Consider the following 24,306-nt stretch of genomic DNA (forward strand, 5'->3'; position numbering starts at 1 on the left):
AGGCCCATTGGCAAAACTGGTAGCATTCGCCCCACGTTTCACCTGCCGGGAACTCCCATGTCCGACCGCCTTACCCTGCTGCGCCCAGACGACTGGCATATCCATCTGCGCGATGGCGCCGTCCTGCAGCACACCGTCCGCGATGTCGCGCGGACCTTCGCCCGCGCCATCATCATGCCCAACCTGGTGCCGCCGGTGCGCAACGCCAATGAGGCCAGCGCCTATCGCGAGCGCATCCTCGCCGCCCGCCCGGCCGGCAGCCGCTTCGAGCCGCTGATGGTGCTCTACCTCACCGACAAGACCTCTGCCGACGACGTGCGCGCCGCCAAGGCCAGCGGCTTCGTGCATGCCGCCAAGCTGTACCCGGCCGGCGCCACCACCAACTCCGACTCCGGCGTGACCAGCATCGACAACATCTTCCCTGTGCTCGAAGCCATGGCCGAGGTCGGCCTGCCGCTGCTGGTGCATGGCGAGGTGACCCGCGCCGAAGTCGACGTGTTCGACCGTGAAAAGCGCTTCATCGATGAGCACCTGACCCGCGTGGTCGAGCGTTTCCCGACTCTGAAGGTGGTGTTCGAGCACATCACCACCGGCGACGCCGCTGCCTTCGTCAAGGCCGCGCCCGCCAACGTCGGCGCCACCATCACCGCCCATCACCTGCTGTACAACCGCAACCACATGCTGGTCGGCGGCATTCGCCCGCACTTCTATTGCCTGCCGATCCTCAAGCGCAACACCCACCAGGATGCCCTGCTGGATGCCGCCACCAGCGGCAACCCGAAGTTCTTCCTCGGCACCGACTCGGCACCGCACGCCAAGCACGTCAAGGAGGCCGCCTGCGGCTGCGCCGGCTGCTACACCGCGCACGCCGCCATCGAGCTGTACGCCGAGGCCTTCGAGCAGCGCAACGCGCTGGACAAGCTGGAAGGTTTCGCCAGCTGTCATGGCCCGGACTTCTACGGCCTGCCGCGCAATACCGACCGCATTACCCTGGTCCGCGAGGACTGGGTCGGCCCGACCGAGCTGCCGCTGGGCGAGCAGGTGGTGATCCCCCTGCGTGCCGGTGAGAAGCTGCGCTGGCGCCTGCAGGAGGGCCAGGCATGAGCGAGGAACATTTCGACGACGAACTCGACGGCAGCCTGCCGTCCGGCCCGCGCCACCCGATGGCCGCGCGTTTCCGCGGCTACCTGCCGGTGGTGGTGGATGTCGAGACCGGCGGCTTCAACTGCGCCACCGACGCCCTGCTGGAAATCGCCGCAACCACCATCGCCATGGATGAAGGCGGCTTCCTCTATCCGGACCACACGCACTTCTTCCGCGTCGAGCCCTTCGAGGGCGCCAACATCGAGCAGGCGGCGCTGGAGTTCACCGGCATCAAGCTGGATCACCCGCTGCGCCAGGCGGTGAGCGAGGAGCAGGCACTGACCGAGATCTTCCGTGGCCTGCGCAAGTCGATCAAGGCCAACGGCTGCAAGCGCGCCATCCTGGTCGGTCACAACAGCAGCTTCGACCTCGGCTTCCTGAATGCCGCGGTGGCCCGTTGCGACATCAAGCGCAATCCCTTCCACCCGTTCTCCAGCTTCGATACCGCCACGCTGGCCGGCCTCGCCTACGGCCAGACCGTACTGGCCAAGGCCTGCCAGGCGGCCGGCATTGACTTCGACGGCAAGGAAGCGCACTCCGCGCGCTACGACACCGAGAAAACCGCCGAGCTGTTCTGTGGCATCGTCAACCGCTGGAAGGAAATGGGCGGCTGGGACGATTTCGACCAGTAAGCTCCCTGCCCCGTGATGAAGAACCCGGCCCAGGCCGGGTTTTTTCTGCCCGCAAAACAGAGAGCACCTCAGCGCCCAAAGGGAAACTCACGCAGCTGTAAAATTAATTCGCCAATCTTTGACAAGCATTCTCATTAACATTAGTATCCTGCCAACAGTAACCCTACTCGATAGAGCCTGCAGCATGTACGTTTGCCTGTGCCACGGTGTGACAGACGGCCAAATCCGCGAAGCCATCTACGAAGGCTGCTGCAGCTATCGCGACGTGCGCGACAGCCTCGGCGTGGGTACCCAGTGCGGCAAGTGTGCCTGCCTCGCCAAGCAGGTGGTACGCGATACCCTCGGTGAACTGCAGAGCAGCCAGAGCGCCCTCGCCTGCCAGGCCAGCTTCGTCGCCGCCTGAGCGCCGAACACAAAAAAGCCGGACCCAGGTCCGGCTTTTTCATGCCCGCAGGAAACCTCAGCCTTGCGGCACACCGCTGTGGAAGCGGAACTCCTGATCCGGCGACTCGATCAGCTCACGCTCGGTAGCACGCACACGCTCGATGGCGCGCTCGACATCGCTCGCCTCGCCATACTGGTAGGCCAGCTTGAGATAACCCTGGAAATGGCGAGCCTCGGACTTGAGCAGGCCGCCGTAGAATTTGCCCAGCTCCTCGTCCAGGTGCGGCACCAGCGCCTCGAAACGCTCACAGCTGCGCGCCTCGATGAAGGCGCCCACCACCAGGGTATCGACCAGTTTCTGCGGCTCATGGTTACGCACCTGCTTGCGCAGCCCGGAGGCATAACGCGAAGCGGACACCGGGCGCGGCTCGATGCGGCGCTTCTTCATGATGCGCAGCACCTGCTCGTGGTGCACCAGCTCCTCGCGCGCCAGGCGCGACATGAAGTTGACCAGGTCGAGCGCCTGGTTGTACTTGGCGATCAGCGCCATGGCCGTGGAGGCCGCCTTGAACTCGTTGTTCTTGTGGTCGATCAACAGCGTCTGCTGATCGGCCAGCGCCGCCTCGACCCAGGCAGCGGGCGTCGGGCAGGCAAGAAAGTCATGGATGCTGAGTTCGGTATTCACGGCACGAATGTTGGCAGGCAGTAACGAGGCGGGCCATTATACGGATGAAGGCGCGCGGGGCCAGCGATGCCGTGATGCAGGTCAAGACGCCGCCAGCGGCCGCCTCTATAGTGGGCTGCATTCAAGCACCTCAAGCACAGGGAGACGCTCATGCAAGCCATACGCAGCATTCTGGTGGTGATGGACCCCCAGCACCCCGAGGGTCTGGCGCTCAAACGCGCCAAACTGATCGCCGGAGTGACCCAGTCGCATCTGCACCTGCTGGTCTGCGACAAGAAAGGCGAACACGCCGACTACCTCGCGCAGCAACAGGCTGCACTGCAGGAGGAAGGTTTCAGCGTCAGCATCCAGCAGGCCTGGCACGAAGGCCTGTACCAGACCATCATCTCCGTGCAGCAGGCCGAGGGCTGTGGCCTGGTGGTCAAGCAGCACGTACCGGACAACCCGCTGAAGAAGGCCCTGCTCACCCCCGAGGACTGGAAGCTGCTGCGCTACTGCCCGGGCCCGGTACTGATGGTCAAGACCGACACCCCCTGGACCGGCGGCGTGATCCTCGCGGCTGTCGATGTCGGCAACAGCGATGCCGAGCACCGTACCCTGCATTCGGGCATCGTCAGCCACGGCTACGACATTGCCAACCTGGCCAAGGGCACGCTGCACGTGATCAGCGCGCACCCCTCGCCCATGCTGTCGGCGGCCGACCCGACCTTCCAGCTCAAGGAAACCATCGAGGCGCGCTACCGTGCTCAATGCAAGGCCTTCCAGGCCGAATATGACGTCAGCGACGATCGCCTGCACGTCGAGGAAGGCCCGGCCGACGTACTGATTCCCTATACCGCGCAGAAGCTGTCCGCCGTGGTCACCGTGGTCGGCACCGTGGCGCGCACCGGCTTATCCGGCGCGTTGATCGGCAACACGGCGGAAGTGGTGCTCGATGCCCTGGAAAGCGATGTGCTGGTGCTCAAGCCGGACGAGATCATCGCCCACCTGGAAGAGCTGGTCGCCCAGCGCTGAGCCGCCCACACGAAAAAGCCGCCCTCGGGCGGCTTTTTTCATGGCGCCAGGTCAGACCCTGACTTCCATGCCCTCACGCAGGAAGCGCGGTGCGATGTAGCGCTCGTAATGGGCCTCGGAGAGCAGGAAGAACTCGCGATCGATGGCTTCGCGCAGCTCCGGCAGCGGCCAGTCGCGAAACTCCGGCAGCAGCACCAGCCCATAGGCGTCCAGGCGGCTGATCAGCCGCGAGGCGCGGGCAATCAGCTGATAGGCCCAGCAGTATTCCGACTGCTCGGGCACGAAGCGCACCTGACGCTGTTCCAGCTGCGCGCGCAGGCGCAGCGGATCGAACACCTCGACCTTGCCCTGCATCACCTGCACCAGCAACACCTCCAGGCGCCGCCACACAGCACGCTTCTCCTCGTCGCTGTAGGCATTCCAGTTCACCACTTCGTGGTGGAAACGCTTGCAGCCACGACACACCAGGTCGCCGTAGACGGTGGAACAGAGGCCGACGCAAGGCGTCTTGATGCGCTGACTGGACATGTGCTGCAGGTAGATACGCGATGAAACGGGCGGCCCATGATAGCGAGTCCACCCCGGAGGGTCACCATGACCAACCAGACCTTTGTCGACTTGCCAGACAAACGACAGGCAGTAGCCTTAGAGCCCGATTGGATCGGGGTTTGCGCTTAACTTTGGCGTCCTGTTCCAGTAGAATCGGACCGCCTTTTTAGGCATCGATGTCCGTCAGAAGCTGTTTTCAAAGCGTCACGAGCACAGTTATCCGCCAGGAACGATGTTGGCGCAGCAACGCTGCGCCAGCCCTCATCCCCCCTCGCTCCTGCGGCGTAAAACTTTGAAAGCAGCTTCTAGTATGAGGCTGTCGACACGTCGGCCAGTGCGCTCACAAAGCGCAGCGGCGCAATGTGCGACGGTTTTATGGATGAGCGTTGCGGGCCGCCGCGACCACTGATGAGGGTAATAACTGTGCTTGAAGCCTATCGCAAACACGTAGAAGAGCGCGCCGCTCTGGGGATCGTTCCTCAGCCGCTGAACGCCGAGCAAACTGCAGGCCTGGTCGAGCTGCTGAAGAATCCGCCGGCTGGCGAAGAAGCCTTCCTCGTTGACCTGATCACCAACCGTGTTCCGCCGGGTGTGGACGAAGCCGCCTACGTCAAGGCCGGTTTCCTCTCCGCTCTGGCCAAGGGCGAAGCCAGCTCCCCGCTGATCGACAAGAAGCGTGCCGTCGAACTGCTGGGCACCATGCAGGGCGGCTACAACATCGCCACCATGGTCGAGCTGCTGGACAGCGCCGAGCTGGCCGAAGTGGCCGCCGAGCAACTCAAGCACACCCTGCTGATGTTCGACGCCTTCCACGACGTCGCCGAGCGCGCCAAGAAGGGCAACGCCGCCGCCAAGGCCGTGATGCAGTCCTGGGCTGACGGCGAGTGGTTCACCAAGCGTCCGGCCGTACCGGAAAAAGTCACCCTGACCGTGTTCAAGGTCACCGGCGAAACCAACACCGACGACCTGTCGCCGGCTCCGGATGCCTGGTCCCGCCCGGACATCCCGCTGCACGCCCTGGCCATGCTGAAAATGGCCCGCGACGGCATCAACCCGGATCAGCCGGGTTCCGTTGGCCCGATCAAGCAGATGGAAGCGCTGAAAGCCAAAGGCTTCCCGGTTGCCTACGTTGGTGACGTGGTCGGTACCGGTTCCTCCCGTAAGTCCGCCACCAACTCGGTGCTGTGGTTCTTCGGCGACGACATCCCCTACGTGCCGAACAAGCGCGCCGGTGGTTTCTGCTTCGGCACCAAGATCGCCCCGATCTTCTACAACACCATGGAAGACGCCGGCGCCCTGCCGATCGAATTCGACTGCACCAACCTGGCCATGGGCGACGTCATCGACGTGTACCCGATCAAGGGCGAAGTGCGCCGTAACGGCAGCGACGAACTGGTCACCAGCTTCCAGCTGAAGACCGACGTACTGCTCGACGAAGTCCGCGCCGGCGGCCGTATCCCGCTGATCGTCGGCCGCGGCCTGACCGAGAAGGCGCGTGCCGAGCTGGGCCTGGCCCCGTCCACCCTGTTCAAGAAGCCGGAATCCCCGGTCGACAGCGGCAAGGGCTTCACCCTGGCGCAGAAGATGGTTGGCCGTGCCTGCGGTCTGCCGGAAGGCAAGGGCGTGCGTCCGGGCACCTACTGCGAACCGAAGATGACCACCGTCGGCTCCCAGGACACCACCGGCCCGATGACCCGCGACGAGCTGAAGGACCTGGCTTGCCTGGGCTTCTCCGCCGACCTGGTGATGCAGTCCTTCTGCCACACCGCGGCCTATCCGAAGCCGATCGACGTCAAGACCCACCACACCCTGCCGGACTTCATCATGACCCGCGGCGGCGTGTCCCTGCGTCCGGGCGACGGCATCATCCACAGCTGGCTGAACCGCATGCTGCTGCCGGACACCGTCGGCACCGGTGGTGACTCGCACACCCGCTTCCCGCTGGGTATCTCCTTCCCGGCCGGTTCCGGCCTGGTGGCCTTCGCCGCCGCCACCGGCGTGATGCCGCTGGACATGCCGGAATCCGTACTGGTGCGCTTCAAGGGCAAGCTGCAACCGGGCATCACCCTGCGTGACCTGGTCCATGCCATCCCCTACTACGCCATCCAGGCCGGCCTGCTGACCGTCGAGAAGAAAGGCAAGAAGAACATCTTCTCCGGCCGCATCCTCGAGATCGAAGGTCTGAACGAGCTGACCGTCGAGCAGGCTTTCGAGCTGTCCGACGCCTCCGCCGAGCGTTCCGCTGCCGGTTGCACCATCAAGCTGCCGGAAAGCGCCATCGCCGAGTACCTGAAGTCCAACATCACCATGCTGCGCTGGATGATCGGCGAGGGTTATGGCGATGCCCGTACCCTGGAGCGTCGCGCCCAGGCCATGGAAGCCTGGCTGGCCAACCCTCAACTGCTGGAAGCCGACAAGGACGCCGAGTACGCCGCCGTGATCGAGATCGATCTGGCCGACGTCAAGGAGCCGATCCTGTGCGCCCCGAACGATCCGGACGACGCCCGCCTGCTGTCCAGCGTGCAGGGTCGCAAGATCGATGAAGTGTTCATCGGTTCGTGCATGACCAACATCGGTCACTTCCGCGCTGCCGGCAAGCTGCTGGACAAGGTCAAGGGTGGTATCCCAACCCGCCTGTGGCTGGCTCCGCCGACCAAGATGGACCAGCACCAGCTGACCGAGGAAGGCTACTACGGCATCTACGGCAAGGCCGGCGCCCGCATGGAAATGCCGGGTTGCTCGCTGTGCATGGGTAACCAGGCACGCGTGCAGACCGGTGCCACCGTGGTCTCCACCTCTACCCGTAACTTCCCGAACCGCCTGGGCGACGCCACTGACGTCTTCCTGGCCTCGGCCGAGCTGGCCGCCGTTTCCTCGATCATCGGCAAGCTGCCGACCGTCGAGGAGTACATGGCCTACGCGAAGGATATCGACAGCATGGCTGCCGACATCTACCGCTACCTGAGCTTCGACCAGATCGCCGAGTACCGCGAAGCCGCGGCCAACGCGAAGATCCCGGTCATCCAGGCCTGAGCCTAGCCGAGTGAACAAGCCCCGCCCCGTGCGGGGCTTTTTCTTGATGCAAAGCAGCACCCGGCGGGCTCGCGCCCGGTTAGAGTGCCGCATAACCACACACTGGGAGTGAAACGATGAAACGCCATCTCTGTATCGCCGCGCTGTGTCTGCTGGGCCTTACCGGCTGCGCCAGCGAGTACATCATCACCACCAACGACGGGCAGATGCTCACCAGCTACGGCAAGCCGGAACTGGACAAAGATACCGGCATGCTCGAGTTCGAGGACAGCGAGGGTCGCAAGCAGCAGATCCCGCAGACCCAGGTCAGGCAGATGCTGGAACGCTGAGTTCGCAGCACCCTCCTAACCCCGCTTCGGCGGGGTTAGTTTTGTCTGGCACATCGTTTGCTTGGTCCACCGCAACAGGCTGACACCAACGGCGGTGACAGCGCTCAGACAATGGCGTCGTTTCCCGCGGGCACTGGCTGCACGCGTGAGCGACGCCTTTTTGTTCAACGGCGGAACAAACCACGATGACCGATACCAGCAATACCCGTAGCGATGCCCTGGCCTGGGTCGCCGGCAGCGATGCCCCGGAAAAGAGCGCACTGAATCTGGGCTTCATGGCCCTGACCGACTCCGCCTCGCTGATCGTCGCCGCCACGCAGGGCTTCGCCCAGCCCTACGGCCTGACCCTCAACCTGCAGCGCCAGGCCTCCTGGGCCGGCCTGCGCGACCGCCTGCTGAGCGGCGAGCTGGATGCCGCGCAGATGCTCTACGGCCAGGTCTACGGCATCGACCAGGGGCTCGGTGGCCCGGCCACGGAGATGGCCATCCTCATGGGCCTGTGCCAGAACGGCCAGGCCATCAACCTGTCGCAGCCGCTCAAACAGGCCGGCGTGACCAGTGCCGAGGCACTCGCCGCACGTGTGCGCCAAGGTGGTGCAAAGCTCACCTTCGCCCAGACCTTCCCTACCGGTACCCACGCCATGTGGCTGTACTACTGGCTGGCGGCCCAGGGCATCCATCCGCTGGAGGATGTCAGCACCGTGGTAGTGCCCCCTTCGCAGATGGTCGCCCACCTGCGCGCGGCCCGTATCGACGGCTTCTGCGCCGGTGGCCCCTGGGGCGCCCTGGCGGTCGAGGAGGACCAGGGCTTCACCCTGGCCACCAGCCAGGACATCTGGGCCGACCACCCGGAAAAGGTGCTCGGCGTGACCCGTGAATTCGCCGAGCAGTACCCCAACACCGCCCGCGCCCTGACCATGGCCGTGCTGGAAGCCAGCCGCTTCATCGACGAGAGCGAAGAGAACAAGCGCGGCACCGCGCAGCTGATCAGCGGCAGCGAATACGTCGACGCACCGCTTTCGGCGATTCAGCCGCGCTTCCTCGGCCAGTACGAGGACGGCCTGGGCCACGCCTGGCTGGACGCCCACCCGCTGCGCTTCTTCGCCGGCGGCGAGGTGAACATGCCGTGGCTGTCCGATGGCATCTGGTTCCTCACCCAGTTCCGCCGCTGGGGCCTGCTCAAGGACGATCCGGACTACCTCGGCATCGCCCGCCGCATCCATCGACTGGACCTCTACCGCAGCGCCGCCGAAGCCCTCGGCATCGCGGTGCCGGAGCAGCCGATGCGCACCTCCACCCTGCTCGACGGCAGCGTCTGGGACGGCAGCGACCCGGCCGGCTACGCCCGCTCCTTTGCCATCCATGCGCGCGCCGACGGTGCCGCCGCCATCGCCCTGTAACGGACCGAGATAACCGCCAGATGCTACGCATACTCCTGATCAACGATACGCCGAAGAAGGTCGGTCGCCTGAAGAGCGCGCTGGTCGAGGCCGGCTTCGAGGTGATCGACGAATCCGGCCTGACCATCGACCTGCCCGAGCGGGTCGAGGCGGTGCGCCCCGACGTGGTACTGATCGATACCGAATCGCCCGGTCGCGACGTGATGGAACAGGTGGTGCTGGTCAGCCGTGACCAGCCGCGCCCGATCGTCATGTTCACCGACGAGCACGACCCGCAGGTGATGCGCCAGGCCATTCAGTCCGGGGTCAGCGCCTACATCGTCGAAGGCATCCAGGCCGACCGCCTGCAGCCGATCCTCGACGTGGCCATGGCCCGTTTCGAGAGCGACCAAGCCCTGCGCGCCCAGCTGCAGGCCCGCGACGCCCAGCTGGCGGAACGCAAGCGCATCGAGCTGGCCAAGGGCCTGCTGATGAAGATGAAGAGCTGCAACGAGGAAGATGCCTATACCCTGATGCGCCGCCAGGCCATGAGCCGTCAGCAGAAGCTGATCCAGGTGGCCGAGCAGATCATCGCCATGCACGATATGCTCGGAAATTAGGTAGGTCTGTTTCCGAGGAAGTTTCATGCAAACAAGCAACATTGAGCGTTTCGATCAGGCCACAGGCTTGATCTTCGCCCAGCTGTACTCAGAGTTTCCGCGGCGAACGACTCTTACCTCTGGAGTCTTGGAGCCGATGATTAGAAGCATCGTCGCTGACTCCGACTGGCTTACAGAATTGAGCGCAAAAGAGAGCTTCTTTAGCAATACGATGGATTGGCTGCTTCAAGCCGGCTTCATATGGCATCACGAAAAGCAAAGTACATTTCCAACCCAATATCTTGGATGCGTGCTGACTACAAAGGCTCTGGAGGCTCTCAAAGCAACGCCCGCCTCCTTATCCGGAGAAAGTCTCGGCCAATCTCTTAAAGAAGCGGCAACCTCTGGTCTGCTCGACTCCCTGAAAGGGCTCACCAATGAGGTACTAAGCAAAGGAGTACATATGGCAGTTGGCGCGGCGCAATCTTGGACCTGACCCGCAAGATGCTACTGTGCCGCCCATAACCACAACTGTACTGGCCAACCTAAGCACCGGAGCATCACTGTTCCGCTCAACTACATAGAAGCCTGTATCTGCCGGCCCGCTGTGCCACTCGATTAGGGTAGAACCATCTTCCCCCTGCCGAGTACGCACCATGAACGAACGCCAGCTGCTAGCCGAGGCCGACCGCCGCGCCCTCGCCTATTTCGATAGCAGCGCCCAGCGCCGGGTATACCCCGATGCCCCGGCCATCGCTGCCCTTAGCGCCTTCGAGCAGCCCCTGCCCGAGTCTGGACAGGACGCCCAGGGGGTGCTGCAGCAGCTCGACGAAGTCGGCTCGCCGGCCACCGTGGCCAGCAACGGCCCGCGCTACTTCGGCTTCGTCATCGGCGCCACCCTCCCCGCCGCTGCGGCTGCCGAGCGCCTGGTGCTGGCCTGGGACCAGTGCGCTTCCTCATTCGACAACTCGCCGGTCGCCGACCGCCTGGAGAAGGTCGCCGGGCGCTGGGTCTGCGAAGCCCTCGGCCTGCCCCGCGAAAGTGCGGTCGGCTTCGGCACCAGCGCCACCGCCTGCACCCTGGCCTGCCTCTCCGCCGCCCGCCGCACGCTGCTGGCCCGCCTAGGCTGGGACTTCGATGCCGACGGCCTGATGGGCGCGCCGGAGATCCGCGTGGTGCTCTCGGAATCCGCGCACATCACGGTGAAGAAGGCCCTGCGCATTCTCGGCTTCGGCATGAACCGCCTGCACTACGCCGCGGTCGATGCCCACGGGCGCATCGATCCGGCGCGCCTGCCGGCGCTGGACGCGCGCACCCTGCTGATCCTGCAGGCCGGCGAAGTCAACACCGGCGAGTTCGACCACTTCGCCGAGCTGATCCCCAGGGCCCGCGAGGCCGGCGCCTGGGTACATGTCGACGGCGCCTTCGGCCTGTGGGCCAGAGCCTCCTCCTCGGCGCACCTGGCCGAGGGCGTGGAGCTGGCCGACAGCTGGACCAGCGACGGCCACAAGTGGCTGAACACCCCCTATGACAGCGCCATGGCAATCTGCCGCGACGCCGACGCCCTGGCCGCGGCGATGAACAGCGACGCCGCCTACGCCACGGCGAGCAAGGACGCGCAGAAGAATCTGACCCTGGAATTCTCCCGCCGCGCCCGCGGCGTGGCGATCTGGGCGGCGCTGGCCAGCCTCGGCCGCGACGGCCTGCGCGAGATGATCGACCGCCATATCCGCCAGGCCGGCGAGCTGGCCGAGGCGCTGCGCGCCGGTGGCTACCAGGTGCTCAACCGCGTAGTACTCAACCAGGTGCTGGTGCGCGGCGACTCGGATGAGCAGACCCTCGCCATCCGCGAGGCAGCCCAGGCATCGGGCGAGGTCTGGTTCGGTCCGACCGTCTGGCAGGGCCGCCCGGCGTTTCGCCTGAGCCTGTCGTCATGGCGCACCCGGGACGCGGACGTGCAGACCCTGGCCGATCTGCTGCTGCGCCTGAAGCGACAGCTCTGACGCAGCAACTCCCCTCTAACACTCGTGGAAGAGGGCTGAGGGAGAGGGTGTTGGCTCACAGCCCCTCTCCCCAGCCCTCTCCCGTAAACGGGAGAGGGAGCCAAAACGAGCCGCATGTACCCGACCCGCTGTGCAGACACGCCCCTGATTCCAACAACTGCTCCGTCCCATTGCCGCAGAACTGCTCTGGACAACGGCAGGCCCGCCACCTTATCTTCGCGCCAGGCCACACACAGGTGGCCTGCGTCGCTCGGACGGTTCCGGGCGCTTACGTACTTCGAGGACAGCATGGCTGACAATGCCAAGCGCCGCTTTGCGCGCATCGATCGTCTCCCCCCCTACGTTTTCAACATCACCGCCGAACTGAAGATGGCCGCCCGCCGCCGTGGCGAGGACATCATTGACTTCAGCATGGGCAATCCGGACGGCGCCACCCCGCCGCATATCGTCGAAAAGCTGGTGCAGGTCGCCCAGCGCGAAGACACCCACGGCTACTCCACCTCCCGCGGCATCCCGCGCCTGCGCCGCGCCATCTCGCGCTGGTACAAGGACCGCTATGACGTGGAGATCGACCCGGAAAGCGAAGCCATCGTCACCATCGGTTCCAAGGAAGGTCTGGCGCACCTGATGCTGGCCACCCTGGACCACGGCGACACCGTGCTGGTGCCCAACCCCAGCTACCCCATCCACATCTACGGCGCAGTGATCGCCGGCGCCCAGGTGCGCTCGGTGCCGCTGGTACCGGGTGTGGATTTCTTCGCCGAGCTGGAGCGGGCCATCCGCGAAGCCATTCCGAAACCGAAGATGATGATCCTCGGCTTTCCCTCCAATCCCACCGCGCAATGCGTGGAGCTGGACTTCTTCGAGCGCGTGGTGGCCCTGGCCAAGCAGTACGACGTGCTGGTGATCCACGACCTGGCCTACGCCGACATCGTCTACGACGGCTGGAAAGCCCCGTCGATCATGCAGGTGCCGGGCGCCAAGGACATCGCCGTGGAGTTCTTCACCCTGTCCAAGAGCTACAACATGGCCGGCTGGCGTATCGGCTTCATGGTCGGTAATCCGGAGCTGGTCAGCGCTCTGGCGCGGATCAAGAGCTACCACGACTATGGCACCTTCACCCCGCTGCAGGTGGCGGCCATCGCCGCCCTGGAAGGCGACCAGCAGTGCGTGCGCGATATTGCCGAGCAGTACCGGCAGCGCCGCAACATGCTGGTCAAGGGCCTGCACGAGGCCGGCTGGATGGTGGAGAAGCCCAAGGCCTCCATGTACATCTGGGCCAAGATCCCCGAGCCCTATGCCCATATGGGCTCGCTGGAGTTCGCCAAGAAGCTGCTGCTGGAGGCCAAGGTCTGCGTATCGCCGGGCCTGGGCTTCGGCGATTATGGCGACGACCATGTGCGCTTCGCCCTGATCGAGAACCAGGACCGTACCCGTCAGGCCATCCGCGGCATCAAGGCGATGTTCCGCGCCGATGGCCTGCTCGAGGCACCGCCCGCCAAGCCGAAACGCGCCACCGGCAAGGCCAAGCCTGCGGCGGTGTAAGAAGGCCAAGGCCCCGACCCGAGTCGGGGCCTTTTCATTTCAGCCCGAGTAATCCAGCGCCGTCCAGGCCCGTGACAGGTCGCTGGCAATGCTGCAGCCGGGCCGCTCCAGGGCCTCGCCGGCACCATGCGCCAAGCGTGTCACCTCACCCTCGCCACCGCGCTCGGTCAGCCACTGCAGGCGCCCGCAATTGGGCGTTTCGATCACGTAGCTGGCGGCGATGCTCGATTCCTGCCCCGGCAGCTTGACCACGTCGAGCACCCTGCCGGCCTCCTCGACCCGTTTGCCATCACGCACCAGTACGGCCCAAGCCGCGCCGCCCTCGATCACCAGGTAGGCACCGTTGGCCTTGGGTTGTTCCAGCTGCGGCTGGGCACAGCCCGCCAGCATGGCCAACAGCAGAAATGTCATCAGCTTGTGGTGCATATAAGCGACTCCTGTTCCGACTTCGGTTGCGATGCGCCGACGGCACTTGAGCTGTACTATTATCCAGTAGTGTTTATTTGTACAGTACTTTTCATTTACTCTTGTGCGGCCCTGGAACCCGAGGAGATCGACCATGCTGGACGTACTGCAGCTGAAGAACAAAGTGAACCAGATGCCGCTGGAGAGCATCCGCGCCACGGTCGACGAGCTGCGCCTGGAAGGCCTGGTCACCGGCAGCAAGACGCCCTTCAGGCGCGTGCATTTCAATACCTGCTTCGCCGAGATCGAAGCGCTGCTGCAGCGTGCCGGCTATCACCGCCAGGTCGACGTGGTCGGCTACCAGGGCCAGGCCTACGCGCTGTTCGATCCCGGCCGCTGGGAGGCGGTGGAAGTGTTGCGCTGGCTCAAGGAATACGTCGAGGAGGCGCAACGCCAGCGCGTCTGAAGCGCCAGCGTTCCGAACCAAAAGCGTTCACGCCCGTGCAGGCCAGGCTCCTGCACGGTGCAGATCCACCTCCCGCCCCTGCGCCTGCCAGCGCCGCCCCCAGCCTTCACGGCAGCGCCTAAGCCACTGATTCACAAGCTATCTGCAAGCCAGCGAGGCGCATGACAGGCCCTCCGTTGCCGCCGACCACAGAGGGCGCGGAAAAACTGGCAAGCCCCTTGCAAAAGCCCTGTCAGATTCCAGCGCAGCACACCAACGGCGGTGAGCCGCGGATCACGGACAACGGCGTCCGTCAGAACTCCCTCCCCCATCGGGCGTTCTGGCGTACGCCGTTTTTTATTGCCCATGACAAGGAACACCCCATGAGTGAGCGTGATTCGAAAAAACCGGTCGACAACAGCCGCCGCAATTTCCTCAAGCAGTCCATCGCCATCGCCGGCACCGTTGGCGGCATCGCCGCCCTCGGCCTGTCCGCCCCTGGCTTCCTGCGCAGCGCCGCCTACGCCGCCGGCTCCGATGCCCCGGAAAAAGCCGCGCTGAAGATCGGCTTCATTCCGCTGACCGACTGCGCCTCGGTGGTGGTCGCCGCCACCCAGGGCTTCGCCGCCAAGTACGGCCTGAGCATCACGCCGAGCAAGGAGGCCTCCTGGGCCGGTGTGCGCGACAAGCTCAACACCGGCGAGCTGGATGCCTCGCATGTGCTCTACGGCATGATGTACGGCTCCCAGCTGGGCGTCGCCGGCCCGCAGAAGGACATGGCGGTGCTCATGGGCCTGAACCAGAACGGCCAGGCCATCACCCTCTCCAAGCAGCTCAAGGAAGCCGGCGTCACCACCGGCGAGCAGCTTGCCGCGCATATCAAAAAGGGCGGCAACCCGCTGACCTTCGCCCAGACCTTCCCCACCGGCACGCACGCCATGTGGCTTTACTACTGGCTGGCCCACCACGGCATCAACCCCTTCACCGACGTCAAGACCATCACCGTGCCGCCGCCGCAGATGGTGGCCAACATGCGCGTTGGCAACATGGACGGCTTCTGCGTCGGCGAGCCCTGGGGCGCGCGGGCGATTCACGACAAGATCGGCTTTACCGCCGTCACCACCCAGCAGATCTGGGCCGACCACCCGGAGAAAGTGCTGGGCTGCTCGCGCGAGTTCGTCGAGCAGAACCCCAACACCGCACGCGCCCTGGTCATGGCCCTGCTCGACGCCAGCCGCTTCATCGAGGCCAGCGCGGAAAACAAGAAGGCCACTGCCAAGCTGATTTCCGGCAAGGCCTACGTCAACGCGCCGGCCGAAGTCATCGAACAGCGCTTCCTCGGCCACTACGAGGACGGCCTGGGCAACAGCTGGCAGGACCAACACGCCATGGCCTTCTGCAAGGACGGCAGCGTGAACTTCCCCTACCACTCCGATGGCATGTGGTTCCTCACCCAGTTCAAGCGCTGGGGCCTGCTCAAGGACGATCCGGACTACGCCGCCGTGGCCGCCCAGGTCAACCAGACCAAGCTCTACAGCGAGGCGGCCAACGCCCTCGGCCTGGCCGTACCGAGCAGCCCGCTGCGCGCCAGCACGCTGATCGACGGCAAGGTCTGGGACGGTTCCAACCCGGCCGCCTACGCCGCGTCCTTCGCGATCAAGGCCTGAGGAGGTAAGTGAGCATGAATGCCCCAGTCAACGCGCCACTGCCGGTGGTCAAAGCCGCCACGTCCAGCGTGCCTCCGCGTCCGGCATCGCCGGGCGCGGAGGCGCTCGCCGCCCTGTGCAAGGCGGCCATCCCGCCACTGCTCGGCATCGCCCTGTTCATCGGCCTATGGGCCCTGGTGGCGGCGCGCAGCGAAGGCCTACCGGGGCCGCTGTCGACCTGGCACTCGGCCATCGAGCTGTTCGCCGACCCGTTCTACGACAACGGCCCCAACGACATGGGTATCGGCTGGAACATCCTCAACTCGCTGGGCCGGGTCGGCGTCGGCTTCGGCCTGGCGGCGCTGATCGGCATTCCGCTGGGCTTTGCCATCGGCCGCTTCGCCTTCCTCGCCGGCATGCTCGCGCCGATCATCAGCCTGCTGCGCCCGGTGTCGCCACTGGCCTGGCTGCCGATCGGCCTGCTGGTGTTCGAGGCCGCCGGCCCCGCTTCGATCTGGGTGATATTCATCAGCTCGATCTGGCCGATCATCCTCAACACTGCCGCCGGCGTGGCCAGCGTGCCGCAGGACTACCTCAACGTGGCCCGCGTGCTCAAGCTGTCGGAGTTCAAGGTGCTGACGCGCATCCTGTTCCCCGCCGTGCTGCCGCACCTGATGACCGGCATCCGCCTGGCCATCGGCGTGGCCTGGCTGGTGATCGTCGCCGCGGAAATGCTCACCGGCGGCATCGGCCTGGGCTTCTGGGTGTGGGACGAGTGGAACAACCTCAACGTCGAACACATCCTCATCGCCATCATCATCGTCGGCCTGGTCGGCCTGGCCCTGGAGCAGGCGCTCCTGCTGCTGGCCAAGCGCTTCGACTACGCGAATTAAGGAGCCGTGCATGGACAAGTTCGTCGAGCTGACCGCCGTCAGCAAACACTTCGACACCAAGAAGGGGCGCTTCCAGGCCCTCAGTGACGTCAACCTGAGCATCGCCAAGGGCGAGTTCGTCTCGCTGATCGGCCACTCCGGCTGCGGCAAATCCACCGTGCTCAACCTGATCGCCGGCCTGCTGGAAGCCAGCGAGGGCGGGCTGATCTGCAACGGCCGCGAGATCGACGGCCCCGGCCCGGAGCGCGCCGTAGTGTTCCAGAACCACAGCCTGCTGCCCTGGATGACCTGCTTCGGTAACGTCCACTTGGCGGTAGAACGAGTATTCGGCGGCAAGGAAAGCAAGGCGCAGCTGAAGGAACGCACCCTGCAGGCGCTCAATATGGTGGGCCTGAGCCACGCTACTCACAAGCACCCCAACGAGATCTCCGGCGGCATGAAGCAGCGCGTCGGCATCGCCCGCGCGCTGGCCATGGAGCCCAAGGTGCTGCTGATGGACGAGCCCTTTGGCGCCCTCGATGCCCTGACCCGCGCCCACCTGCAGGACGAGCTGCTGCGCATCGTCGGCCAGACCCACAGCACCGTGGTGATGGTGACCCATGACGTGGACGAGGCAGTGCTGCTGTCGGATCGCATCGTGATGATGACCAACGGCCCGGCGGCGACCATCGGCGACATCGTCCGCGTCGAGCTGGCGCGCCCACGCGACCGCCTGGCCCTGGCCAACGACAGCCAGTACCACGAGTACCGCACGGCCGTGCTGGAGTTCCTCTACCAGCGCCAGCAACGCCCCGCGGCTTGAGCACGAAGGCATGATCAGCCCGGCCAGGTGCCGGGCTTTTTCTCGCCGCACGGCTATCAGGGCTGCGCCAAAGCCATCTCGCGCGGACTGCCTGTCGAGGTCGCCAGCCACTGACCGATGCAGTCGACCACAGACTGTGGGGCACGCAGCCAGGCGCTGTGCGGGTTCTCCTGCGGCGGGCGCGGCGAAGCCAGATAGAGCAGCTGCGGCTCGACCTGGATCAGTTCGGCCAGGCCCTGCGTGGAGGCGGGCGGGGCAAACTTGTCGCCCTCGATCTGGATGTACAGCGAGGCCACCCGGTTGCGCGCCGCCGGCGCCAGGGTCAGGTCCAGATGGCGATAATGACCAGTGAAAGCCACCCGCCCCCAGTCGCGCATCAGCGAGCGCGCCTCACGGCCACCAAAGCCAAGGCGCTGTCCGGGCAGATGACCGAGCAGGCTGGCGAGCAGCCCGAACAGCAGCGCCACACTCGGGGTCAGCAAGCGACTCGGCCCCTGCCAGTGGCGGTAGTGGATATTGCCGCAGGCCACACCGATCACCGCCACCGGGCTGTCCGGGTTGGCGGCAGCATAGAGGGTGGCGATATGGCCGCCGAGGCTGTGCCCCAGCAGCACGGGGACGGCCTGGGGAAAATGCCGTCGCGCCAGCTGCAACAGCTTGGGCAGGAATTCCTCGACCAGCTGGCGGTAGCCGTAATTGAAGCGCCAGCCAGGCCGCGGCAGACTCTCGCCCTGCCCCGGCCAGTCGGCTACCAGCACGTTGTGACCGGCCGCCACCAGGCGCTGGGCCAGGCCCGCATACTTGCGCGCCGTGACGCCCAGGGCCGGCAGGATCACCAGAGTTCTGCTCGCTTCGGGGTGCGCCGCATAAAGCGTGACCGGGCAATGGAACTTGCCACCGGCGAACTGTAGGGCATCGACCATGGCACTCACTCCTGTTGCTGTTGCGGCGAATCTAGGGCAAATGCTCTAGCAATTCCACCGCGCGCAGAGCGGACATCTCCGTCTGAAGTCCCCCGGAAAAGAGGCAAAAAAATGCCGCGATGTTCGCGGCGGGAGAGGTGAGCCAGAGTCGGCCTGTATCAACCGTGATGCTCCACTTCCTGTGTGACAGGAAGATGAACGGCCGGCACGGGCAGGTCATGCAGGGCATCCAGGCGTTGCTGCAGGCGCTCGACGAACCGCCCGGCGTCCGCCTGGCTGCGGAATGGCACAGCGCAGCCGTCCAGCCTGACGATCCAGCCACCCGGGGCCGCTTCGGTCACGCTAATGTCCATGATGTTCTCCCCTCTGGGTAATGGCCAAGGCCAGGCGAGCATAGGCCAGCGTCGTGGCCGCTCGAAAGTTCGATTTCGTCTAGGCCCATAACCGATCATGCTGAACCAGATGAAGGCATGCGCCGCTCTAAGTCGCACGTCCAGGGACCTTTTGCTGCGCCAGATTGAAGCAGCGCCAGGTTGCCGGGAGATGACAGCGGGCGCTATCGTGGGGCATTGACCTCAAAGGAGCGCCCCATGCCCTGGTATGCCTGGCTGATCATTACCCTGGCCCTCGGTTCGATCCTTGGCAGCCTGCTCCTGCTGCGCGACAGCGCGCGCCGGCTACCGCTCACGGAGGAGCAGCTCAAGCGCATCCGCGAGCGCAATGCCGAGGCGGACGCGCAGGACGCCAAGGACAGCTGAACCGCCCTGCCGCACAAGGACGCTGCATGCCGCCGCTGTACCTGCACCTGCTGCCCATGCCTGTGCTCGGCCTGGGGCTGTACCTCGGCTACATCGATGGGCTGGGAGCGGTATGCGCCTTCTGCTACCTGGCCTGGGTCTTTCTGGGTGAGGCCCTGCTGCCACGCTGGCTGTGGTGGAGTGGCGGTCTGCTCGGCGGTATTGCCCTCGCCGCCCACCTGCTGCCGGGCTTCCAGCCCATGCTGCTGTGGCCCGCCCGGCAGCTCAGCAGCGATGCCCCGCCCTTCACCCTGCGCCTGTCCTGGGACAAACTGCTGCTCGGTCTGATACTGCTGGCCTGGTGGCTGTCCCGAGCAAGGCCGCTGGCACGGCACGGGAGTCTGGCGGCGCTGATCGGCGTCGCCACCCTGCTGCTGGTGCCGCTGCTGGCCATGGCCCTGGGCGTGGTGGGCTGGCAGCCGAAATGGCCGCAGCAGCTGTGGCTATGGCTGGCAGTAAACCTGGGAGTGGCGGTGCTGGCAGAGGAACTGCTGTTCCGTGCCTGGCTGCAGCCCGTGATGGTGGCACGCCTGGGTGTGGCACCCGGGATAGCGCTGACCGCCCTGCTGTTCGGCGCTGCGCATCTGCCCTTCAGCCCACTGTTCGCCCTGGTGGCCGGCGTGGCCGGGCTGGGTTATGGCCTGGTATTCCATCTCCGCGGCCGGCTATGGCCGGCGCTGTTGCTGCATGCTGCGGTCAATCTGACGCACTTGCTGTTGCTGAGCTACCCGCTACGTTCGGCCTGACGTCGATGCCATAGGGCGCGAAAATACGCTTCATCTCGCCATTGTCGCGCAGCAGCTGCAGGGTATTGCGCAAGTCTTCGGCGCTGATCGGTGCCTGCGGGCTGAGGATGGCATAGTGGCGGTAGCGCTGGTCCTCCCAGTCCGACACCAGCAGCTGCTCGCGCAACTGAGGCTGCTCGCGCAGGCGCGCACCGAGCCAGGAGCGGGTGATCGGCGCCATGTCGACGCGCCCCAGCAGCACCAGCCTGAGGTTGCTCTCGTGGGAGTAGGTCAGCACCGCGTTGAAATTCTGTTCCAGCCACTTGGGATCGTTGTTGAAGCCGGCGAACCCATAGTGATAACCGTTGAACAGCGCCATGCGCTTGTTCATCAGGTTGTCGAAATAGTGCTGGTCGCGCCCCGGCTCACGACGAGCCACCAGCACTTCGGCATCTTCCAGCCCCATGTCGATACGGGTGCCGGCAATACCCTGCCAATTCCAGTCAGGATTCTCGAAGATGGCGACATGCACGCGCCCCTGGCGAAAATCATCGAAACGGCGGTTGAGCGAGGTGGCACGCAGGCCAAAGCGATGCTGGCTCTGCACCTTGTTGAGGGCAGCGACCAGCTCACCGAGCAGGCCGCGGTGCGCATCCTGCTCGGGTTTGATCACGTAAGGCGGGAAATGCACAGCGGCGATCAGAACCTCTTCCGCAGCACCAGCAGCCGTGCTGAACAGCGCTGCCAGCAGCAGAGCGCCAAGCATTCCCTGTCGACGCCGAGACATATTGACCTCGTGGACAACTGAGCTGAGCGAAGACTAGCCCAGCGATCTAGCGGCGTAAATGGACAAAGCAACGCCCTCAGCGCGGCATGGGGTCGGCATGCTCGGCTACGGCATCCCCCGCCGTCCTTAAATGATAACGACTCACCAGCTCACCGAGCCGGCCGCTGTGTTGCAGGTCCTGCAGCAAGCTGGCCAGTTGCGGGGCATTCAGCGGCCCTTGCGGGCGCAGCAGGGCATGGTGGTGGTAAACCTGATCGACACGTTCGGACACCAGCAGGCGCGCGCTCTGCTGCGGGTTTTCGCTCTGGTACAGGCGCAGGTAGGAACGGGTTACCACACTGATATCGGCCCGACCGTGCAGCAGCATCAACAGGTTGCTGTCGTGGGAATAGGTAAGTACCGCGTTGAACTGCCGCCCCAGGTACTCCTGGTCGGCATTGAAACCGGCGAAACCATAGTGATAGCCGCTGTACAGGGCCATGCGCTTGTTATCCAGGCGGTCGAAGTAATGCTGGTCACGCCCCTCTTCGGCGCGCGCGACATAGACTTCGGCGTCGGTGATCTGCAGATCGAGCTTTTGCAGGGGAATGTTCTGCCAGCCCCAGTCTGGCGACTCGAACAGGATCATGTCGTAGCGCGCCTGCTGCAGATCGCGGTAGCGGCGGGTCACCGACGTCGGCACCAGATCGAAACGGTAGTCCTGCTGGGACTGGTTGAGCGCTGCCAGCAGTTCCGGGAGCAGCCCGCCGGGCGCTGTGCTCTCGGGCTTCACCACGTAAGGCGGGAAATGGTAGGCGCCAACCCGCACCCGTTGCTCGGCATGGGCCAATGGCATGCACAACACGAAAGCCAACAGCAGCAGACAATGGGAGGGGCGCAATGCCGTGACCTCGATCGGGAAAGAGCCAGAAAATCCGGCACATCCCTGTAGCCAGCCCTGCCTGCAGCTTAGCCTATCCGTCAGCTTTCCTTGAAGACCAGGGCCAGGGCCTCCTCGGCCAGCTGATCAAGCGTCATCTTGCCGCCCGGGCGGAACCAGGTGGTGGTCCAGCTCAGTGCGCCGGTCAGGAAACGCCGCAGGACGAAAGGATCGGCCTTGAAGAAGCCGGCGGCACGCGCCTCGCCGAGCACGTCGAGCCAGATCTGCTCGTAGCTGTCACGCAGGCTGAGGATATAGGCCTGGCTCTCCTCGGAGAGCGAACGCCATTCGTACACCAGCACGCCCATGGCCTCGCCGGTGCCGCCCATGATCGACTGCAGCTCGCAGCGAATCAGCCCCAGCACGCGCTCGCGCGGGCCGCGAGCCTCGTCCAGGGCGGCGCGCATCAACGCAGTGTTATAGAGGATGGTCTCCTCCATCACCGCCTTGAGGATTTCGTCCTTGCTCTTGAAGTGGTGAAAGATGCTGCCGGACTGGATACCCACGGCGCTGGCCAGGTCGCGGACCGTGGTGCGCTCGTAGCCCTTGCTGCGGAACAGGTGGGCGGCGGTCTGCAGCAGCTTGCCGCGGGCGCTGTCCGGGTCGGTCAGCTCGCCATTGGCGACCAGCTTCTGCATCACTTTTCGGGCTTTCTGTTCGTCCAGGCTCATCGCTCCCCCAGGTTGCGCTCGCGTACAGCGCTGATTGTACGCGAGCTTCATGTATACCGAGCAAGCGCTTGGGTAAAAAGAAGCACATAAAGGCTTTTCAACCAAGCGCTTGCTTGGTAGCCTTCGCAACATCTGCTCCCGCACGGACCCACAACCATGACCAAGACCGTACGCATCGGCTGCGCCTCCGCCTTCTGGGGCGACACCTCCACCGCCGCCGCCCAGCTGGTTCGCGGCGCCGAACTGGACTACCTGGTGTTCGACTACCTGGCCGAGGTGACCATGTCGATCATGGCCGGCGCACGCATGAAGAAGCCGGACGAAGGCTATGCCACCGACTTCGTCGAGGTAATGGCGCCGCTGCTCGGCGAGATCGCGCAGAAGAAGATTCGCGTGGTGAGCAACGCCGGCGGGGTCAACCCGAGCGCCTGCGCCGCCGCCCTGGCCGCCGCCTGCGACAAGGCCGGGGTGAGCCTGAAGATCGCAGTGCTGCATGGCGACAACCTGCAACCCAAGCTGGGCGAACTGGCCAAGGCCGGAACCACCGAAATGTTCAGCGGCACCCCGCTGCCGCCGATGTGCGTGTCGGTCAACGCTTACCTGGGCGCGCCGGGCATCGTCGCGGCGCTTGAAGCGGGGGCGGATATCGTCATCACCGGCCGCGTGGTCGACAGTGCCGTGGTCAGCGCCGCCCTGGTGCACGAGTTCGGCTGGGCCTGGAGCGACTACGACAAGCTGGCTCAGGCCGCGCTGGCCGGCCACATCATCGAATGCGGCGCACAGTGCACCGGCGGCAACTTCACCGACTGGCGCGACGTGCCGGACTACGAACATATCGGCTTCCCGATCGTCGAGGTGCAGGCCGATGGCAGCTTCGTGGTCGCCAAGCCGGAAGGCACCGGCGGCCTGATCTCCACCCTGTCGGTCGGCGAGCAGATGCTCTACGAGATCGGCGATCCGCGTGCCTACTACCTGCCCGATGTGGTCTGCGATTTCACCCAGGTGCAGCTGCGCCAGGTCGGTGACAACCGCGTCGAGCTGAAAGGTGCACGTGGCCTGGCACCCACCGCGCAATACAAGGTCAGCGCCACCCACCCGGATGGCTTCCGCTGCACCGCCAGCTGCCTGCTGGCCGGTATCGACGCCGTGGCCAAGGCCGAGCGGGTCAGCCAGGCGATCATCGCCAAGACCGAGGAAATGTTCGCCGCGCGCGGCTGGGGCCCCTACAAGGAGGTGTGCATCGAGCTGCTCGGCTCGGAAGCCACCTATGGCCCGCACGGCCAGCGCCGTGATACCCGCGAAGTGGTGGTGAAGATCGGCGTGCGCCACGCGAAGAAAGAAGCCTTGATCCTGTTCTCCCGCGAGATCGCCCAGGCCGCGACCGGCATGGCGCCGGGCCTGACCGGCATCGTCGGCGGCCGCCCCACCGTGTACCCGGTGATCCGCCTGTTCAGCTTCCTGGTGGACAAGAGCGCCTGCCAGCTGGAAGTGGAATTGAACGGCGAGCGCCACCCGCTCGCCCTGCCCCAGCTGGACGCCTTCAGCACGACGCAAATTGCCGCCGACGTCGCCGTGCCGGCCGCCAGCGGCCAGGCCGATGCCAGCGTGCCGCTGATCAAGCTGGCCGTGGCCCGCTCCGGCGACAAGGGCAACCACAGCAACATCGGCGTGATGGCGAGAAAGCCCGAATATCTGGCGTGGATCGCCGCTGCGCTAAGCGAGGCTGCCGTGGCCGAATGGATGCAGCATGTACTCGACGGCCAGACCGGCAAGGTCAGCCGCTGGTACCTGCCCGGCAGCCACAGCCTCAACTTCCTGCTGGAGAACGCCCTGGGTGGCGGCGGCGTGGCCAGCCTGCGCATCGACCCGCAGGGCAAGGCCTTCGCCCAGCAGTTGCTGGAGTTCCCGGTACCGGTGCCCAAGGCCCTGGCCGAGCAGCTGTAACGCACAGATTTCCGGTGACAGCGGACAGGGGCCGCTGCCCACCCTACGACGAGG

At 65.2% G+C, this 24,306-nt stretch carries 26 protein-coding genes; 18 read left to right on the forward strand and 8 right to left on the reverse strand.

Annotated features, from left to right (window positions below; genetic code table 11):
* Window positions 1-57: 57 nt before the first annotated feature.
* The 3 genes from pyrC to PA6_RS04240 all read left to right on the forward strand — a co-directional run bounded on the left by pyrC (window position 58) and on the right by PA6_RS04240 (window position 2,178).
* The gene (gene pyrC, locus PA6_RS04230) at window positions 58-1,104 is read left to right on the forward strand and encodes a dihydroorotase (RefSeq protein WP_021699641.1); all 1,047 of its coding nucleotides are present in this window, start codon (window positions 58-60) and stop codon (window positions 1,102-1,104) included.
* On the forward strand, window positions 1,101-1,775 hold the full coding sequence (gene rnt / locus PA6_RS04235; RefSeq protein WP_021699642.1) for a ribonuclease T: 675 nt from the start codon (window positions 1,101-1,103) through the stop codon (window positions 1,773-1,775). Before pyrC ends, rnt begins: the two co-directional genes overlap by 4 nt.
* A 184-nt stretch (window positions 1,776-1,959) precedes the next feature.
* Complete coding sequence (locus PA6_RS04240; protein ID WP_021699643.1) at window positions 1,960-2,178, forward strand: bacterioferritin-associated ferredoxin; 219 nt, start codon at window positions 1,960-1,962, stop codon at window positions 2,176-2,178.
* Between the two features lie 57 nt (window positions 2,179-2,235).
* On the opposite strand, the gene miaE is transcribed toward PA6_RS04240, so the two are convergent.
* Window positions 2,236-2,844, reverse strand: a complete 609-nt coding sequence (gene miaE / locus PA6_RS04245) for a tRNA-(ms[2]io[6]A)-hydroxylase (protein ID WP_021699644.1) — start codon at window positions 2,842-2,844, stop codon at window positions 2,236-2,238.
* Between the two features lie 150 nt (window positions 2,845-2,994).
* Here miaE and PA6_RS04250 point away from each other — a divergent pair, with 150 nt between their 5' ends.
* Window positions 2,995-3,858 (forward strand): universal stress protein, encoded by an 864-nt coding sequence (locus PA6_RS04250; RefSeq protein ID WP_021699645.1) that lies wholly within the window; start codon window positions 2,995-2,997, stop codon window positions 3,856-3,858.
* Window positions 3,859-3,909: 51 nt separating this feature from the next.
* Here PA6_RS04250 and PA6_RS04255 read toward each other — a convergent pair whose 3' ends face one another.
* A complete protein-coding gene (locus PA6_RS04255; protein WP_021699646.1) occupies window positions 3,910-4,386 on the reverse strand; it encodes a DUF1289 domain-containing protein in 477 nt (158 codons plus the stop codon).
* A gap of 444 nt (window positions 4,387-4,830) precedes the next feature.
* Between PA6_RS04255 and acnB the strand changes: the two genes are divergently transcribed.
* From acnB to alaC, 7 genes are all read left to right on the forward strand, one after another.
* Window positions 4,831-7,440: a bifunctional aconitate hydratase 2/2-methylisocitrate dehydratase gene (acnB, locus tag PA6_RS04260; RefSeq protein ID WP_021699647.1), complete on the forward strand. Its 2,610-nt coding sequence runs from the start codon at window positions 4,831-4,833 to the stop codon at window positions 7,438-7,440.
* A gap of 116 nt (window positions 7,441-7,556) precedes the next feature.
* Window positions 7,557-7,769, forward strand: a complete 213-nt coding sequence (locus PA6_RS04265; protein WP_021699648.1) for a YgdI/YgdR family lipoprotein — start codon at window positions 7,557-7,559, stop codon at window positions 7,767-7,769.
* 185 nt (window positions 7,770-7,954) lie between these two features.
* Window positions 7,955-9,169: a CmpA/NrtA family ABC transporter substrate-binding protein gene (locus PA6_RS04270; protein ID WP_021699649.1), complete on the forward strand. Its 1,215-nt coding sequence runs from the start codon at window positions 7,955-7,957 to the stop codon at window positions 9,167-9,169.
* A 20-nt stretch (window positions 9,170-9,189) separates the two neighbouring features.
* On the forward strand, window positions 9,190-9,768 hold the full coding sequence (locus tag PA6_RS04275; protein WP_021699650.1) for an ANTAR domain-containing response regulator: 579 nt from the start codon (window positions 9,190-9,192) through the stop codon (window positions 9,766-9,768).
* Window positions 9,769-9,793: 25 nt separating this feature from the next.
* Window positions 9,794-10,243: a hypothetical protein gene (locus tag PA6_RS04280; protein ID WP_021699651.1), complete on the forward strand. Its 450-nt coding sequence runs from the start codon at window positions 9,794-9,796 to the stop codon at window positions 10,241-10,243.
* A 160-nt stretch (window positions 10,244-10,403) separates the two neighbouring features.
* Complete coding sequence (locus tag PA6_RS04285) at window positions 10,404-11,750, forward strand: pyridoxal phosphate-dependent decarboxylase family protein (RefSeq protein WP_021699652.1); 1,347 nt, start codon at window positions 10,404-10,406, stop codon at window positions 11,748-11,750.
* Between the two features lie 288 nt (window positions 11,751-12,038).
* Entirely contained in the window at window positions 12,039-13,295 is a 1,257-nt protein-coding gene (gene alaC, locus PA6_RS04290; RefSeq protein WP_021699653.1) for an alanine transaminase, read from the forward strand.
* A 39-nt stretch (window positions 13,296-13,334) separates the two neighbouring features.
* Here alaC and PA6_RS04295 read toward each other — a convergent pair whose 3' ends face one another.
* On the reverse strand, window positions 13,335-13,721 hold the full coding sequence (locus tag PA6_RS04295) for a hypothetical protein (protein WP_021699654.1): 387 nt from the start codon (window positions 13,719-13,721) through the stop codon (window positions 13,335-13,337).
* A gap of 133 nt (window positions 13,722-13,854) precedes the next feature.
* On the opposite strand from PA6_RS04295, the gene PA6_RS04300 reads away from it, so the two are divergent.
* From PA6_RS04300 to PA6_RS04315, 4 genes are all read left to right on the forward strand, one after another.
* Window positions 13,855-14,166 (forward strand): hypothetical protein, encoded by a 312-nt coding sequence (locus PA6_RS04300; RefSeq protein ID WP_021699655.1) that lies wholly within the window; start codon window positions 13,855-13,857, stop codon window positions 14,164-14,166.
* Window positions 14,167-14,528: 362 nt separating this feature from the next.
* Window positions 14,529-15,812, forward strand: a complete 1,284-nt coding sequence (locus tag PA6_RS04305; RefSeq protein ID WP_021699656.1) for a CmpA/NrtA family ABC transporter substrate-binding protein — start codon at window positions 14,529-14,531, stop codon at window positions 15,810-15,812.
* A 14-nt stretch (window positions 15,813-15,826) separates the two neighbouring features.
* The gene (ntrB, locus tag PA6_RS04310; protein ID WP_021699657.1) at window positions 15,827-16,684 is read left to right on the forward strand and encodes a nitrate ABC transporter permease; all 858 of its coding nucleotides are present in this window, start codon (window positions 15,827-15,829) and stop codon (window positions 16,682-16,684) included.
* 10 nt (window positions 16,685-16,694) lie between these two features.
* Window positions 16,695-17,486, forward strand: coding sequence for an ABC transporter ATP-binding protein (locus PA6_RS04315; RefSeq protein ID WP_021699658.1), 792 nt, complete (start codon window positions 16,695-16,697; stop codon window positions 17,484-17,486).
* A gap of 56 nt (window positions 17,487-17,542) precedes the next feature.
* On the opposite strand, the gene PA6_RS04320 is transcribed toward PA6_RS04315, so the two are convergent.
* Both PA6_RS04320 and PA6_RS23305 read right to left on the reverse strand, forming a co-directional pair.
* Window positions 17,543-18,409, reverse strand: a complete 867-nt coding sequence (locus PA6_RS04320; RefSeq protein WP_021699659.1) for an alpha/beta fold hydrolase — start codon at window positions 18,407-18,409, stop codon at window positions 17,543-17,545.
* Window positions 18,410-18,567: 158 nt separating this feature from the next.
* Window positions 18,568-18,762 (reverse strand): hypothetical protein, encoded by a 195-nt coding sequence (locus PA6_RS23305; RefSeq protein WP_021699660.1) that lies wholly within the window; start codon window positions 18,760-18,762, stop codon window positions 18,568-18,570.
* A gap of 237 nt (window positions 18,763-18,999) precedes the next feature.
* Here PA6_RS23305 and PA6_RS22650 point away from each other — a divergent pair, with 237 nt between their 5' ends.
* Together PA6_RS22650 and PA6_RS04330 are read left to right on the forward strand one after the other, a co-directional pair.
* The gene (locus PA6_RS22650; RefSeq protein ID WP_021699661.1) at window positions 19,000-19,167 is read left to right on the forward strand and encodes a DUF2897 family protein; all 168 of its coding nucleotides are present in this window, start codon (window positions 19,000-19,002) and stop codon (window positions 19,165-19,167) included.
* Between the two features lie 26 nt (window positions 19,168-19,193).
* Window positions 19,194-19,952 carry a CPBP family intramembrane glutamic endopeptidase gene (locus tag PA6_RS04330; protein ID WP_021699662.1) on the forward strand — a complete coding sequence of 253 codons (759 nt, stop codon included), beginning with the start codon at window positions 19,194-19,196 and terminating at the stop codon, window positions 19,950-19,952.
* On the opposite strand, the gene PA6_RS04335 is transcribed toward PA6_RS04330, so the two are convergent.
* The 3 genes from PA6_RS04335 to PA6_RS04345 all read right to left on the reverse strand — a co-directional run bounded on the left by PA6_RS04335 (window position 19,903) and on the right by PA6_RS04345 (window position 22,302).
* Window positions 19,903-20,718: a substrate-binding domain-containing protein gene (locus PA6_RS04335; protein WP_021699663.1), complete on the reverse strand. Its 816-nt coding sequence runs from the start codon at window positions 20,716-20,718 to the stop codon at window positions 19,903-19,905. The genes PA6_RS04330 and PA6_RS04335 overlap by 50 nt on opposite strands.
* A 76-nt stretch (window positions 20,719-20,794) precedes the next feature.
* Entirely contained in the window at window positions 20,795-21,553 is a 759-nt protein-coding gene (locus tag PA6_RS04340) for a substrate-binding periplasmic protein (RefSeq protein ID WP_052520107.1), read from the reverse strand.
* Window positions 21,554-21,678: 125 nt separating this feature from the next.
* Window positions 21,679-22,302 (reverse strand): TetR/AcrR family transcriptional regulator, encoded by a 624-nt coding sequence (locus PA6_RS04345; protein WP_203792480.1) that lies wholly within the window; start codon window positions 22,300-22,302, stop codon window positions 21,679-21,681.
* Window positions 22,303-22,464: 162 nt separating this feature from the next.
* On the opposite strand from PA6_RS04345, the gene PA6_RS04350 reads away from it, so the two are divergent.
* The gene (locus tag PA6_RS04350) at window positions 22,465-24,252 is read left to right on the forward strand and encodes an acyclic terpene utilization AtuA family protein (protein ID WP_021699666.1); all 1,788 of its coding nucleotides are present in this window, start codon (window positions 22,465-22,467) and stop codon (window positions 24,250-24,252) included.
* Window positions 24,253-24,306 lie beyond the last annotated feature (54 nt).

It is taken from the genome of Aquipseudomonas alcaligenes NBRC 14159 (assembly GCF_000467105.1).
Classification (GTDB): domain Bacteria; phylum Pseudomonadota; class Gammaproteobacteria; order Pseudomonadales; family Pseudomonadaceae; genus Aquipseudomonas; species Aquipseudomonas alcaligenes.